Here is a 13,937-nt window from a genome sequence, read left to right as displayed (position 1 = left end):
GACGTAGCGCGCGCGCAGGCGCGACTCGCCGCCGCGGCCCGCGAGCGTGACCGTGACGCCATCCGCGTCCTGCTCCAGGCCCGTGAGCGCAAGGCCACATTCGACCCGCTGTCCCAGCTCCAGCAGGCGTTCGCGCATCACCTGCTCGGTCAGGGATTGCGGCAGCATCAGGGGCGTGGCGTAGGGCTCCGCGGGCGTCGCCGCCTGCTCCGCGGCGATCGGGACATCGGCATGGCTGCCGTCCGCGGCGTGGATGCGCTGGGGCGGATACGGCCCACCCAGCGCCACTGCCCGGTCGGCGATGCCGAGGTCCTCGAAGACTTCCAGCGTGCGCGGCTGGATGCCCTTGCCGCGCGAGCCGTGGAATGGCGTGTCCTGCCGCTCGACCAGCCGGAACGGGACGTTCCGCCGCGCCAGGTCAAGGGCCAGGGTCAGGCCGGCGGCACCCGCGCCGCAAATCAGTACATCGGTATCGAAGTCCATGTCGCTCTCCCAGTGTCTTATGTGTAAAATGCACATAACTGGAGAGGAGTATATGGCAACGAAAAATAATGTGCAAGATACACATATATCGGCGCGACTGCGTGAATTGCACACGTCGCTGATCAGCATCGTCAGCGCGATGAACCGGCCGCAACGCGACGAGGAACTCATCCGCCAGGCCGGCGTCCGGCTGGACCGGGCACTGTTTCCGCTGCTGGTCGGGATCGAACGGCTGGGGCCGATCGGCGTCGTCGAGCTGGCCGAACGGTCGGGACGCGACTACACCACCGTCAGCCGCCAGGTGGCCAAGCTGGACAGCCTGGGCCTCGTGGAACGGCGCGCTTCCGACGCGGATGCGCGGGTCCGCCTGGCCTCGATCACCCCCAAGGGCAAGGCCATGACGGACGCGCTCGACGCCGCGCGCGACAAGATGGCCCGCGCCGTCTTCGCGTCGTGGGACCAGGAGGATTTCGACAACCTGGTGCGGCTGATGCGCAGGCTGGCCGACGCGATCGACCAGCCGCCGGCCCCGCCCGGCGACGCGGGCTGAGCGGCCGGCGCTTCAGCGCTGCGCCATCTTCGCCGTCACCGCGATCATCTGCGCGAGGCGCGGATCGGTAACGTCGCTCGGCACATAGCTCATCATCATGTCTTCGCGGGTGTCGCCCTTGTTGAATTCCATGATCACGTTGCCGTCGCGCGAAACGAAGCGGTCGGGCGATTGCGCGATGAGGCGCATCGGACGCTGTTTGTCGATCTGGGCGACGATGCCGTCGCGCGCCGGCTTCACGTTCAGGCGCCAGCCGTTCGACAACGCGTACGCGCCGCTGACCTCCTCGGCCTGGTAGTCCCAGATGCGGAATGCCGGGCGCGGCTGCGCGGTCACCTCGACGCGCGAGATCGGCGCGTCGTCATTGATCGGATAATTCCCCGACTGCGCGCCGGCACCGGGCGCGAACAACAGCAGGGATGCGGAAAGTGCCAAGGGAAGCGGACGCATGATGTCTCCTTCGGATCGTGATGGACAGTGCCGCGGTACGGGTCTTTGCCGGCTGCGGCAATTCAGTCTAGGGCGCCGGTTGCCAGCCACAAGGGCGGCAAGGGCCGCATCACGAAACAGTCTGTATTTACGCTAAATCAGATCGACGAGAAATGACACGGATGCGCTGACGACGGGCGGGATCCCGTATCGCTATGCGTGGCTGCGTGATCCGATATGCACGTCATGGCGACGTGCTGAATGACCCGTCAGCCGGATACGTCGCCGTCTACCACGACACGGTTGCGGCCACCACGCTTTGCCGCATACAAGGCCTTGTCCGCGGCCTCGATCAGTGCGGGAACCTCATGCAGGCGTTCACGGTCAAAGCTTGCGACACCGATGCTCAGCGTGACCATCGGCCAGTGGGCCGCGGGTGCGTGCGGCAGCGCCAGTCCGGCGACGTGTTCGCGAATCGCGTTGGCGTGCAGCCTGGCCTGCTCGAGCGACGTGTCCGGCAGGATCGCCGCGAATTCCTCGCCACCATAGCGTGCCGCCACGTCGGCCGGGCGCTTGAGTTTGGCAGCGAGGGCTTGGGCCACGGTGGACAGGCAGGCGTCGCCCTGCTGGTGGCCGAAATGGTCGTTGTAGGCCTTGAAGGAATCGATGTCGATCAGCAGCAGCGACAGCTCGCCCTTCACGCGTTGCGCGCGGCGCAGTTCGCGGTCCAGCGCAACGTCGAAGTAGCGGCGGTTGGCGATGCCGGTCAGGCCGTCGACGTACGATCGCGCGCGCAGCGATTCCGCGTGGTCGAGGAGACGCTTTTCGCGTTCCACGGCGCCGCTGACGTCGCGGATCTCGATCATGCAATAGCGCTGCTCGCCATCGCGGAACGGCGTCACCGTCACGGCCTGGTCGATGCGCGGGCCGTCGAAGCTGCCCGCCTCGCGCAGGGGAAATGGGGCCCGGCTTTCCGCCTGCGGGATGGTCGTGCTCGCGCCATCGGCCGAGGGTGCCAATGCGGCCAGCACGGCCGCTTCGACGCGCGAACCGCGCAGTTCGGGGAATACCTCGAACAGCGAGCGCTCGCGCACGCGCGCGGCGGCGCGGGCGGAACGCGGCACCATCCAACCGTTCCAGAGCACGATCTTGTAGTGGGCGTCCAGCACGATGATCCCGCTGTTGACGAGATTCAGGGCGCGCAGGGAAAGCTCGGTGGCGGTATCGGAGTCGGTCGGGATCACGGCACGAATTAATATCTGAAAATCAACTGATCATACCGGAAATCAATGCCTGTGCGGCATTTCGAGAGGCCGTCGCACGATCGATATTTGCCTGGCCACTTCAACAATTGTTGCCAATTTTCACGAAAGCACTTGGCCGTGTGCCGATGAGCCGCTATAATGCTGCCCGTCGGGTCGTTAGCTCAGTTGGTAGAGCAGCGGACTTTTAATCCGTTGGTCGCTGGTTCGAGCCCAGCACGGCCTACCACGAACACCAGAAAGCCCATGAACTTCGGTTCATGGGCTTTTTGCTTTTCCGCTTCTCTGTCAGATTCTTCCTATCCCTCCCCTCGGAATTAGTTGCACCGGCCAATTAATTGGTTCTAGTCAACAAATTCAGTATTGCATGTCCTTACACTGGGCCGCTCGGGCGCTCTGCCAAGCATTCCCTCAAGGACCTGCCATGTTGCCGAACAAGGAAACGTCTCCGTCCCGTCATCTGTCGCGTGCGATCGGCCTCCTGGCGGCTGGCTTCCAGGCCGGCGCACTGGCGCAGCAAGGTCCCGATCTGAACGCCCTGCCCCTCGAACAATTGCTCAACCTCGAAGTCGTCACGGCGTCGAAGATTCCGCAGAAGATCAGCGAGGCACCGTCGTCCGTCACCGTGATCACGGCCGAGGACATCCGCCAGCGCGGCTACCGCACGCTCACGGAGGTCCTGCAGAGCGTGCCCGGCATGACGGTGTCCTACGACCGCAACTACAACTACGCGAACATCCGCGGCCTGGGCAATCCGGGCGACCTGAACACACGGCTGCTGGTCCTGATCGACGGCCGGCGCCTGAACGACGTCGTCTACGACCAGGGTGCCATCGGCACCGAGTTCCCGATCGACCTGGCCCTCATCGACCGCGTCGAATTCGTGCCGGGTCCCGGTTCCGCCATCTACGGCAGCAGCGCGTTCTTCGGCGTGGTGAACGTGCTCACGAAAAGCGGCGGGGCCCTCAAGGGGCAGACCGTCAGCGTGGGCCGGTTCACGGGCCGCGGCCGTGAAGTGCGCAACACGTACGGCAGCGGGACGCCGGGCGGCACCGAGCTGCTGCTGGGCGCGTCGGTGTACGACAGTCCGGGGCGCGACGTGTACTTTCCCGAATACGACGACGCGGCCAGCAACCACGGCGTCGCCACCGGGATCGACTACGACCGCTATCGCCGGCTGTTCGCGAAACTGAGCGCGGGCGGCGTCGTGGCCGAGGCCTATTTCGGCAGCCGCACGAAAGGCATTCCGACGGCGTCCTACGGCCAGCAGTTCAACGATCCGCGCAGCTGGTCGCTGGACGAATACGCGGGCGCCGCCCTGTCCTGGCATCGCGCCGTCTCGGAGACGCTCGACCTGTTCGCCGGCGTGAGCGTCGCGCGCTACCGCTACAAGACCCTCAACGTGACCGGGTCCGCAAGCGAGGGGCCGACGCCCGGCATCGATACGGCCGAGAGCCTCAGCAGCGGCGCGGAGGTGCGCGTGATCAGCAGCGCGCTGCGCGGCCACAAGCTCATCGCCGGCGCGGAATACACGCGCGACAGCAAGCGGCAGATGGCGAACTACGACGTCGATCCGTACCAGCTCAATCTCGACGTCGCCCATCCCAAGCGGCAGACCGCCGTCTACCTGCAGGACGAGATGCGGCTCGGCGAAAAGCTCATCCTGAACACGGGCGTGCGCCACGACTACGATTCCGAAGGCGGCGCCACGACGAATCCGCGCGTGGCCCTGCTCTACAAGACGGCGAGCCAGGTCACGCTCAAGGCCTTGTACGGCACGGCCTTCCGCTCCGCCAACGCCTACGAGCGCTATTACACGTTCGACTTCCGGGCGAATCCGGCGCTGCGCTCGGAGCGCATCAAGACCTATGAACTGATCGCGGAATATTTTCCGACCGACCGCTTCCGCGCCACCGCCTCCGTCTTCCAGTACCGCATGCGCGACATGCTGGCGCTGGCCACCGATCCGGTCAACGGCATGCTGGTCTTTTCGAACATCGAGGCCGCCCGCGCCACGGGCGTCGAAGTGGAAGCGGAATGGCTGCGCGAGGACGGCAGCGCCCTCAAGGGCAGCGCGAACGTGCAGTCGGCGCGCAACGACGCCGGTGGCGCATGGCTGCCCAATTCGCCGCGCCGGCTGTTCAAGCTGAATGTCGCGCTGCCGCCGCTCGGCGACCACTTGCGCGCGCACGCCGAGTACCGCTACACGAGCCGGCGCCGCACGGTGCGCGGCGGCGAGGTGGGCGGCTTCGGCCTCGTCGACCTGAATCTCGTCGGCACCCTGGGCTCGCACGTGGAGCTGTCCGCGGGCGTGCTCAACGTCTTCGCCAAACGCTATGCCGATTCCGCCAGCGAGGAACACTACGACAACGGCACGCCGCCGCGCCACCTCGACGCGATCGGACAGGACGGGCGCACGCTGCGTTTCATGGCGACTGTCAGGTTCTGACGATGATGCGGCCCGGCCTCGCGCGCCTCCTGCTCCTGTGCTGCCTGCTGCCGGCGGTTGCCCATGCCCAGGCGGCCGACGAATACGCGGCGAAGGCGGCGTTCATCTACAACATCGCGCAGTTCAGCACCCTGCCGAACATGAACGGCGTCGTGCGCCTGTGCGTGCTGGGGCGCGATCCGTTCGGCAGCGCGCTCGCCACGCTCGAAGGCAAGCCGCTCGGGAATGCGCGCCTGTCCATCGTGTATCCGCACTCGGGTCCGGAGGCGCTGATGCAATGCCACATCCTGTACATCAGCGCGTCGGAGTCCGACGACATGACGGCGCTCGCGGACAGCGCCCGCGCGGCCGGCGTGCTGACGATCGCCGACACGCGCGGTGCCGCGCGCAAGGGCGTGATGCTCGAACTGGTCCTGGACGACCGGCGCATCGCCTTCGAATTCAATGGCGCCGCGGCGCGCGGTGCCGGCGTCGTGCTCAGCTCCAAGGTGCTGCGGCTGGCGCGCGCCATTTATTAGACCCGGACGGCCCGCATGGAACAACTCATCGAATGGATCAACCGGCAGGCACTGAGCACCAAGCTCAAATGGACCTACCTCGTCACGAGCGGCGGCGTGATGCTGCTGTCGACGCTGTTCCTGATCGGCATCCAGCTGTACTTCTTCACGGCCGCGCTGGTGCGCCAGACGCAGTCGCAGGCGACGATGGTGGGCGAGAACCTGACGGCGGCCATGGCCTTCGCCGACGCCGAGGCGGCCGGCGACATCCTGTCCGCGCTGCGGGTGGCGCCGGACGTGCAATCGGCCGTCGCCTATGACGCGAAAGGCAAGGCGTTCGTCACCTTCGTGCGCGATCCGCAGTCGCCGCCCGCCGCGCACGACCCGCGTGCGCGCGAGACGGTGGTGGATGTCCGCGGCGTCAGCGTCACGCGCCGCATCCAGGTCGGCAGCCGCCTGCTGGGCACCGTGGTCGTGCGCAGCAGCGTGACGAGCGTGTACCGCCAGCTCGCGCTGTACCTCGCGCTGGCGCTGCCGATGACGCTGGCCCTGCTCAGCCTCTCATACTATACGCTGTCGCGCCTGCAGCGCTATTTCACGGCCCCGATCCGCGCGCTGTCGGCGGTGAGCGAGCAGATCTCGCGCCAGGGCGATTATTCGCTGCGCGCCGAGGTGTCGCAGGCGGCGGACATCGGCCTGCTGGCACGCACGTTCAACGGCATGCTGGACCGCATCCAGAAGCGCGAACTGGAACTGGAAGCGGAGATCAACGAACGCAAGCGCATCGAGGTCAAGCTGGACCGGCTGGCGCACTACGATCCCGTCACGCAGCTCAACAACCGGCACTTCTTCAACGAGCGGCTGGAATCGGTCCTCGCGCGCGCCCGCAAGTTCGACGAGCGCACGATCCTGATGTTCATCGACCTGGACAACTTCAAGACCGTCAACGACACGCTCGGCCACGACATCGGCGACGAGCTGCTGCGCCTCGTGTCGCGCCGGCTGTCGGAGACGCTGCGCTTCGGCGACGTGCTGTCGCGCATCGGCGGCGACGAATTCGGCATCATCCTCGAGAACGTGAGCCAGGTCGGCGTCGCGTCGCTGATCGCGGAAAAATGCCTGCTCAAGCTGGCCGACCCGATCCACATCCACGGCCACGACATCCACATCGGCGCGTCCATCGGCATCAGCGTGTATCCGGACGACGCGACCGACATGCACGCGCTGCTGAAATACGCCGACACCGCGATGTACTACGCGAAGAACGGCGGCAAGAACGCGTGGCGCATGTTCACGCCCAGCATGCGCGACGACGCCCATAAACGCTTCAAGCTGGACAACAACCTGCGGCGCGCGCTGGAACGCGACGAGTTCGTGCTGCACTACCAGCCGCAGGTCGACCTCAAGACGGGCGACATCGTCGGCGTCGAAGCGCTGATCCGCTGGATCCATCCGCAACTGGGCATGGTCAGCCCCAACGACTTCATCCCCGTCGCGGAGGACACGGGCCTCATCGTGCCGATCGGCGAATGGGTGCTGCGCGAAGCGTGCCGCGACCTGAAGCGGTGGCACGCGGAAGGCCATCCGCTGCGCGTGGCCGTCAACCTGTCGGGCCGCCAGCTCAAGGAAAACAACCTGGTCGCGGCCGTGCTGGCGACCCTGCGCGAAGCCGACGTCGATCCGTGCTGGCTCGAACTGGAACTGACGGAGAGCATGCTGATGGACGCCTCCACCGACATCGTCGACCGCCTGCACGCGCTGACGGACGCCGGCATCCAGCTCGCGATCGACGACTTCGGCACGGGCTATTCGTCGATGAGCTACCTGAAGACCTTCCCCGTGCGCGCGTTGAAGGTGGACCGCAGCTTCGTGCGCGGCCTGCCGCAGGATCCGGAAGACGCGGCCATCACGCGCGCCATCATCGCGATGGCCAGGAGTCTCAGGATGGAGATCGTGGCCGAAGGCATCGAGACGCAGGAACAGCACGATTTCCTGCGCGCGCACGGCTGCGACAAGTCGCAGGGCTACCTGTACGGCCGGCCGTGCGCGGCCGCGCAGATCGGGCAGATGCTCGCGCGCACGGGTGCGGGCGCCTGCGCCGTCGACTGAGTCCCGCTTACCACTCGACCACGACGGACGTCATGGCCGGCAGCGCCAGCGGCGCGTGCAGGTCGACGGCGGCGCCGGTCAGCACGTTGCGGCCCTGGCGCGCATCCTTCACCATGCCGGCGAAGCGCGACAGGTCCAGCTGCGTGCCCTGCGGATTCTTGTTCAGCACGACCATCACCGTCTGCCTGCCGTCGTGGCGGAAGTAGACGTAGTGGCCATCGCCGGGGATGTAGTGCGTCAGCTTGCCGGTCTTGACGGCGGAACTGGTCTTGCGCCAGTTGAACAGTGTGCGCACGAGGTGCTGCATGCCGCGCTGGGCGTCCGTCAGGCCCGTACCCGCGAACGCATCGACCTTGTCGCCCGCCCAGCCGCCCGGCATGTCCGCGCGCAGGACGCCGTCGGTGCGCTCCTTCGGCCCCTGGATCAGCATCTCGGTCCCATAAAACATCTGCGGAATGCCGCGCGTCGTCGCCATCAGGATCAGGTCCGTCTTCAAGAGGTCGATATTGCCGTCCACCTGCGCCAGCACGCGCGGACGGTCGTGGTTATCCGGGAAGACCATCAGCTTCAGCGGGTCCGCATACAGGTAGTCGGCCGCGATGGTCTCGTAGATCCTGATGAGGCCCTGGCCGCTGTCTTCCGGCGCCGTCAGCGCTTTCGGGGCCGTGTCGACGAGCGGAAAGTCCATCACGGACGGCAGTTCGGAACGGAAGCCGTCGCGGTTGACGACGCCCTTCTGCCAGTACGCGACCATGTACGGGCGGTCGTCCATCTCCTCGCCGACGACGTTCAGGTGCGGGTATTCCGCGTGCACGGCGCGGTTCCAATCGTTCAGGAAGGCCGGATCGGCATACGAATACGTGTCTTCGCGGATGCCGGACAGGTTCGCGTACTCGATCCACCACAGCGTGTTCTGGATCAGGTAGCGGGCCACCAGCTTGTTTTTCTGGTTCACGTCCGGCATCGACGTATCGAACCAGCCGTCGACGAAGCGCGCCTTCTCTTCCGGCGCCGCGTGGATGTCCTGCGCCACCGTGTGCTGGTTGTTGGTCTTGACGAACGTCCTGCCGTGGTTGATCCAGTCGGACGACGGCATGTCCCGCATCCACCAGTGGCCCGTGCCGATGTGGTTCACGACGATGTCCTGGATCACGCCGATGCCGCGCGCGTTGGCCGCGGCCACGTAGTTGCGGTAGTCCTCGTTGCTGCCGAAGCGCGGATCGATCTTGTAGTAATCGGTCAGCGCATAGCCGTGGTACGAATACGCCTGCTGGTTGTTTTCCAGCAGCGGCGTGGGCCAGACCATCGTGAATCCGAGGTTGCGGATGTAATCGAGCTGCGCCTGCATGCCCGCCAGGTCGCCGCCGTGGCGCCCGTCCGGATTGCGCCGATCGCTCTTTTCGCGCATGCCCGCATCGTCGTTGGCCGGGTTCCCGTTCGCAAAGCGGTCGGGCACGATCAGGTAGACGGCGTCGGCGGAATCGAAGCCGCGCCGCTGCGCCGAATCCTTGCGGCGCGCTTCCAGGCGGTATGGCACGGTCGTCACCACGTCCTTGCCGCGCTTGAACTGCAGTTCCAGTGCGCCGGGCTTCGTCGTCGCCCCGATCTTCAGGTTCACGAACAGGAAGTTCGGATTGTCCGTGCGCTCGACGCCGGCGATGCGCACGCCGGGGTAAGCCAGCGCCGGCTCCAGCTCGGCGATCTTCTCGCCATGCACCATCACCTGCAGGTCGGGCGACTTCATACCGACCCACCAGTTCATCGGTTCCACGTGCTGGATGGCGTAGGGCGCGGCGCCGGCCCACAGGGCGGGCAACCAGGCCGAGATGACAAGAACAAGCTTCTTCATGAGGTCTCCAAGTTGATTTGTAGTAAAGTAACATCACAAATCGGCGACTTCAAGGCACTCCCTATAGACAACATGTAGTTTTACTTCCGCAAGCGATCTGCGCGGAAATACAGTAAGCTGTTGGCCCCATGCCGCAGACCATCCTCACCCCCGTCCACCACGAACTGATCATCAAGAAAAGCCGCTTCATCGCCTGCGTCCAGCCGATGCCCGACCGGGCCGGGGCGCAGAAGATCGTCGCGGGGCTCAAGGCGGCGCATCCGGGCGCCGCGCACGTGTGCTGGGCGCTGCTGGCGGGCGGGCAATCGGCCGCCGTCGACGATGGGGAGCCCAGCGGCACGGCGGGCCGTCCCATGCTGGACGTGCTGCGCCACCAGGACCTGGAAGGCGTACTGGCGACCGTCGTGCGCTATTTCGGCGGCGTCAAGCTGGGCGCGGGCGGCCTCGTGCGCGCCTACACGGACAGCGTCGCCCAGGCGCTGCTGGGTGCGCAGAAAATCGCCATCATCCGCCAGCGCCACCTGCGCTGCGACGCGCCCTACCCGCTCGAAGGCCTCATTCGCCGCGAACTGGACACCGCCGGCGCCACGCTGGACGCCGTCCAGCATGCGGACGTTGTCTCATTCGCCTTCCACCTGCCGGACGACAAGGCCGCCGCACTCATTGCCCGGTTGAGCGAGGCGGGCAATGGCCGCATCCATTGGCTCGCGGAAAACGACGACCCGCAAGCAGACTCGGCCTGATACCGCTATCATGTGAGGCTATACCGGACATCACGACTCGAAAGCGGACTCGCCTGACGCGAGCCGCCATAATGTCCGGCTTCCTCCAGGAAAGACTACACACATGATCAAGAAAAGCCTGGCGCCCCTGGCCCTAGGCGGTTTCGGTATCGGCATGACGGAATTCGTCATGATGGGCATCCTGCCCGATATCGCGACCGGCCTGGACATTTCCATTCCCCAAGCGGGCTATCTGATTTCGGCGTATGCGGTCGGCGTGGTCGTCGGCGCGCCGACGCTCGTCAGCATGCTGTCGCACCGCCCGCCGCGCAGCGTGCTGATCTGGTTCATGCTGATGTTCACGGCATTCAACGCGCTCTCGGCCTTCGCCCCGAACTTCCACACGATGCTGCTGTTCCGCTTCCTGGCCGGCCTGCCGCACGGTGCCTTCTTCGGCGTGGGCGCCGTGGTCGCCACGCGTCTCGCGGACAAGGGCAAGGAAGCGGCCGCGCTTGCCAGCATGTTCTCCGGCCTGACCATTGCCAACGTGCTGGGCGTGCCCGCCGGCACCTGGCTCGGCCACAACATGAGCTGGCGCTTCGTGTTCCTGATCGTGGCCGTGATCGGCCTCGCGACGATGATCATGCTGCACAAGCTGATCCCGTATTTCGAGGCGACGCCGGGCGCAGGGCTGCGCCAGGACCTGAAGATCTTCCGCAAGCCGAACCTGTGGCTCGCGCTGGGCATCACGTCGATCGGCACGGGCGGCTTCTTCGCCTGGCTCAGCTACATCGCCCCGCTGCTGACGGACGTGACGCACTTCCACGCGAATACGATCCCGCTGATCATGACGGCGGTGGGCGTCGGCATGACGGTCGGCGTGAACGTGGGCGGCAAGCTGGCGGACCGCGTGCCGCCGCTGACCGCGATCATCATCCTCCTGATCACGATGGTTGCGCTGCTGTGCATGAACGCGCTGCTGGCGTCGTCGCAGCCGGCGATGATGGTGCTGGCGTTTGCCGTCGGCGCGAATGCGCTGGCACTGGGCCCGCCGATCCAGATGCTGCTGATCGAGCACTCGCGCGAAGCGGAGATGCTGGGCTCGTCGCTGGGCCAGTCCGGCTTCAATATCGGCAATGCGCTGGGTGCGTTCCTCGGCGGGATTCCGCTGACGCTGGGCTATTCGTATGCGTCGCCGCAATGGGTGGCGGCGAGCCTCGCCCTGTCCGGCGTCGTGCTGGCGCTCGCGATGCGCGCGCATGGCCGGCGGGGCGCGGTGGCGGTGCCGGCTTAAGCGCCGCGGCGCTTTCTTCTCGCCACACCCGCCGCCGCGAGCCCGGCCAGGACCAGCGCGATACTGCCCGGCTCCGGCACATGGGCCGACGCCGCATCGCCGCCCTGGTCGAGCTTCAATCCGGCGATATCGACCGGATTGAAGTAATGATTCGAATTGACCTGCACGGTGGACGACCAGGTATCGACGATCACATTCCCATTGATGACGCCCCAGTTCGCCGTCTGCGTCGCATACGGCGCCAGTACGCTGCCGATCACGCCGCGCACGTCGATCGTCTGCGCTTCGTAGAAGTTGAACAGCACGTTGTAGCCGGCGAGCGGCTCGAAGCTGATGCCGCCGTTGTTGAAGGTGCCCGCGCTGCCGCTCACGTTGAAGACGAGCGTCTCGCCGGGTACCAGCTTGTCGAGAGTCCAGCTGCTGGAATTCGCGAACAGGTCGGACGACACGTTGAAAATGTCGACGCCGCCCTTCCCGCTGCCCGTCACCTGGACGCCGCTCCATAGACGCGTCACCGCGCCCGTTGCGTCGAGGTCGGACAGCGCATCGGCCACGCCCGTGTAATAGCCGGCCGCCGCCTTGAAGTCGACCGGATTGCTCGTCGCCATCTGCGGCGTCGCGGCCCAAGTCAGCGCGCTCGTGCCGCCCACATACGCCTTGCCGTTCTCGATCGAACCACCCTGCAACGACAGGTTGCCGCCCGCGACGAGCGCATAGCCGTCCTTGCCGAACGCGTTCTTGCCATTGCGGTTGATCGAATAGCTGGACACTGTCACGTTGCCCCCGGCCACCACCGCGCCTTCGACGTCGCTGGACGGCGCCGTGAAATCGTGGATCGCGTACAGGTTCGCGCCGCCGACCGGTGCCATCAGATTCAGCACGGTCGCATGAGCGGGTCCTGCGCCGAGAATGGCGACAGCGAGGGCAATCGGGGCAACGCGCATGATATTTCTCAATAGAAAATTATAATTCTCTAAAGTATCATTATTTTCGATAATTCTCGATAGAATATTTCCTCTTATTCACCCAGCATGGCCGCCGTGTTCGTCACCGTGGCAAATTCGCCATGCAGGCTCGCCACCGCCGTCGCATGCATCTGCTCCGCGCTGAACCACGTGCCATCCGGCCCCGTGCGCTCGTGCGTCGCGCAGGCATCCTCGACGAGGAACGTTTGAAAACCGAGATTGCCGGCCATGCGCGCCGTCGTCGACACGCAGTGGTCCGTCGTCAGGCCGCACAGCACGACCGTCTCGATGCCGCCCGCGCGCAACCGCGCTTCCAGGTCTGTGCCGATGAAGGCACTGTTCACATCCTTCGGAATGACGATCTCGCCCGGCAGCGGCTGCGCTTCCCGCTTGAACGCGTGGCCCGGCGTGCCAGGATGGAACGCGCCCCGTGCGCTGCGCGAACCATGCTGGACGTGGAACAGCGGCCGTCCCGCTTTTCTCCAGGCGGCCAGCAGCGCCCCGATGTTTTGCTCGGCCTGGGGGTGATTGCGTCGGCCCCAGCGCGGGTCGAGGAAGCCCTGCTGGACGTCGATAACGATCAGGGCGGCGTTGGTCAGCGTTTGCATGTGTGTCCTTTCATGAAAAACCACATGGTCGCCGCCGCGTCTCCATGACGCTACCGAAATGCCGGATAATTGCCGGCTCATCCATGACAGATTTCGATGGCCCATGAAGCTCAGCCAACTTCACATGCTCGTCGCGGTGGCGGACCACGGCAGCTTCAGCGCGGCCGCGGCGGAACTCGGGTGCACGCAGTCGCGCATCAGCCATGCGATCGCGGAGCTGGAACGCGAACTGGATACGTGCCTGCTGGCGCGTGCGCGTGACGGCTCGCTGCCCACCGAAGCCGGCCTGCGCGTGCTGGACAAGGCCCGCGCGATGCTGCGGCTCGAAGACGCCCTGCGCGCCAGCGTGCGTGACGACGACGCCATCGAAGGCCGGGTGCGCATCGCGTGCTTCCGCAGCATCGGCACGCACCTGCTGCCATATGTCGCCGAAGCGCTGGCGGCCCGCCATCCGCAACTCGTGCTCGACATCGACGACGCTTGCAACGACCGCCTGGAAGTCGTGGCCGCGCTGCGTGCGGGCCGCGCGGACGTCGGCATCGCCCAGCTGCCCGTGGAAGACGGCTTCGTCGTCCACCCGTACGTGGCCGACGACTACGTGCTCGTCGTGCCGGCCGCGCGCGCGTTCACGCTGCCCGTGACGTGGGGCCAGCTGGACGGTCTGCCGTTCATCCGCCTCGGCTGCTCGGGCGCGGATGCGATCCTCGCGCGCTGCCGTGC

13 protein-coding genes and 1 tRNA gene are annotated in these 13,937 nt (G+C 66.0%); 8 read left to right on the top strand and 6 right to left on the bottom strand.

Annotated elements, in window-relative coordinates:
* Positions 1-483: FAD-dependent monooxygenase (locus ACEN88_RS11355; protein ID WP_413339663.1), on the bottom strand; the 483-nt coding region annotated here is incomplete at its 3' end.
* A 106-nt stretch (positions 484-589) separates the two neighbouring features.
* Between ACEN88_RS11355 and ACEN88_RS11350 the strand changes: the two genes are divergently transcribed.
* A complete protein-coding gene (locus tag ACEN88_RS11350) occupies positions 590-1,033 on the top strand; it encodes a MarR family winged helix-turn-helix transcriptional regulator (protein WP_413339662.1) in 444 nt (147 codons plus the stop codon).
* Positions 1,034-1,045: 12 nt separating this feature from the next.
* On the opposite strand, the gene ACEN88_RS11345 is transcribed toward ACEN88_RS11350, so the two are convergent.
* Positions 1,046-1,483, bottom strand: coding sequence for a hypothetical protein (locus ACEN88_RS11345; RefSeq protein WP_413339660.1), 438 nt, complete (start codon positions 1,481-1,483; stop codon positions 1,046-1,048).
* 248 nt (positions 1,484-1,731) lie between these two features.
* Positions 1,732-2,706, bottom strand: a complete 975-nt coding sequence (locus ACEN88_RS11340; RefSeq protein ID WP_413339658.1) for a diguanylate cyclase — start codon at positions 2,704-2,706, stop codon at positions 1,732-1,734.
* 171 nt (positions 2,707-2,877) lie between these two features.
* Between ACEN88_RS11340 and ACEN88_RS11335 the strand changes: the two genes are divergently transcribed.
* The 4 genes from ACEN88_RS11335 (at position 2,878) to ACEN88_RS11320 (ending at position 7,779) form a co-directional block, all read left to right on the top strand.
* A tRNA-Lys gene (locus ACEN88_RS11335) sits at positions 2,878-2,953 on the top strand.
* Between the two features lie 195 nt (positions 2,954-3,148).
* Complete coding sequence (locus ACEN88_RS11330; RefSeq protein ID WP_413339656.1) at positions 3,149-5,173, top strand: TonB-dependent receptor plug domain-containing protein; 2,025 nt, start codon at positions 3,149-3,151, stop codon at positions 5,171-5,173.
* Positions 5,174-5,175: 2 nt separating this feature from the next.
* Entirely contained in the window at positions 5,176-5,691 is a 516-nt protein-coding gene (locus ACEN88_RS11325; RefSeq protein WP_413339654.1) for a YfiR family protein, read from the top strand.
* Between the two features lie 15 nt (positions 5,692-5,706).
* The gene (locus tag ACEN88_RS11320; RefSeq protein ID WP_413339652.1) at positions 5,707-7,779 is read left to right on the top strand and encodes a putative bifunctional diguanylate cyclase/phosphodiesterase; all 2,073 of its coding nucleotides are present in this window, start codon (positions 5,707-5,709) and stop codon (positions 7,777-7,779) included.
* 7 nt (positions 7,780-7,786) lie between these two features.
* Here ACEN88_RS11320 and ACEN88_RS11315 read toward each other — a convergent pair whose 3' ends face one another.
* Complete coding sequence (locus tag ACEN88_RS11315; RefSeq protein WP_413339650.1) at positions 7,787-9,628, bottom strand: glycoside hydrolase family 13 protein; 1,842 nt, start codon at positions 9,626-9,628, stop codon at positions 7,787-7,789.
* A gap of 128 nt (positions 9,629-9,756) precedes the next feature.
* Between ACEN88_RS11315 and ACEN88_RS11310 the strand changes: the two genes are divergently transcribed.
* Both ACEN88_RS11310 and ACEN88_RS11305 read left to right on the top strand, forming a co-directional pair.
* A complete protein-coding gene (locus ACEN88_RS11310; RefSeq protein ID WP_413339648.1) occupies positions 9,757-10,371 on the top strand; it encodes an IMPACT family protein in 615 nt (204 codons plus the stop codon).
* Between the two features lie 103 nt (positions 10,372-10,474).
* Complete coding sequence (locus ACEN88_RS11305; RefSeq protein ID WP_413339646.1) at positions 10,475-11,644, top strand: MFS transporter; 1,170 nt, start codon at positions 10,475-10,477, stop codon at positions 11,642-11,644.
* Here ACEN88_RS11305 and ACEN88_RS11300 read toward each other — a convergent pair.
* Both ACEN88_RS11300 and ACEN88_RS11295 read right to left on the bottom strand, forming a co-directional pair.
* On the bottom strand, positions 11,641-12,588 hold the full coding sequence (locus ACEN88_RS11300; RefSeq protein WP_413339644.1) for a choice-of-anchor A family protein: 948 nt from the start codon (positions 12,586-12,588) through the stop codon (positions 11,641-11,643). The two genes, ACEN88_RS11305 and ACEN88_RS11300, sit on opposite strands and share 4 nt — an antisense overlap.
* 74 nt (positions 12,589-12,662) lie before the next feature.
* A complete protein-coding gene (locus tag ACEN88_RS11295) occupies positions 12,663-13,217 on the bottom strand; it encodes a cysteine hydrolase family protein (protein ID WP_413339642.1) in 555 nt (184 codons plus the stop codon).
* Between the two features lie 103 nt (positions 13,218-13,320).
* Between ACEN88_RS11295 and ACEN88_RS11290 the strand changes: the two genes are divergently transcribed.
* The coding region (locus ACEN88_RS11290) for a LysR family transcriptional regulator (RefSeq protein ID WP_413339640.1) at positions 13,321-13,937 on the top strand (617 nt) is incomplete at its 3' end.

This window comes from Massilia sp. CT11-108 (assembly GCF_047302915.1).
Taxonomy (GTDB): domain Bacteria; phylum Pseudomonadota; class Gammaproteobacteria; order Burkholderiales; family Burkholderiaceae_D; genus Telluria; species Telluria orientalis.
This window is presented reverse-complemented; position numbering and strand designations above follow the sequence as displayed.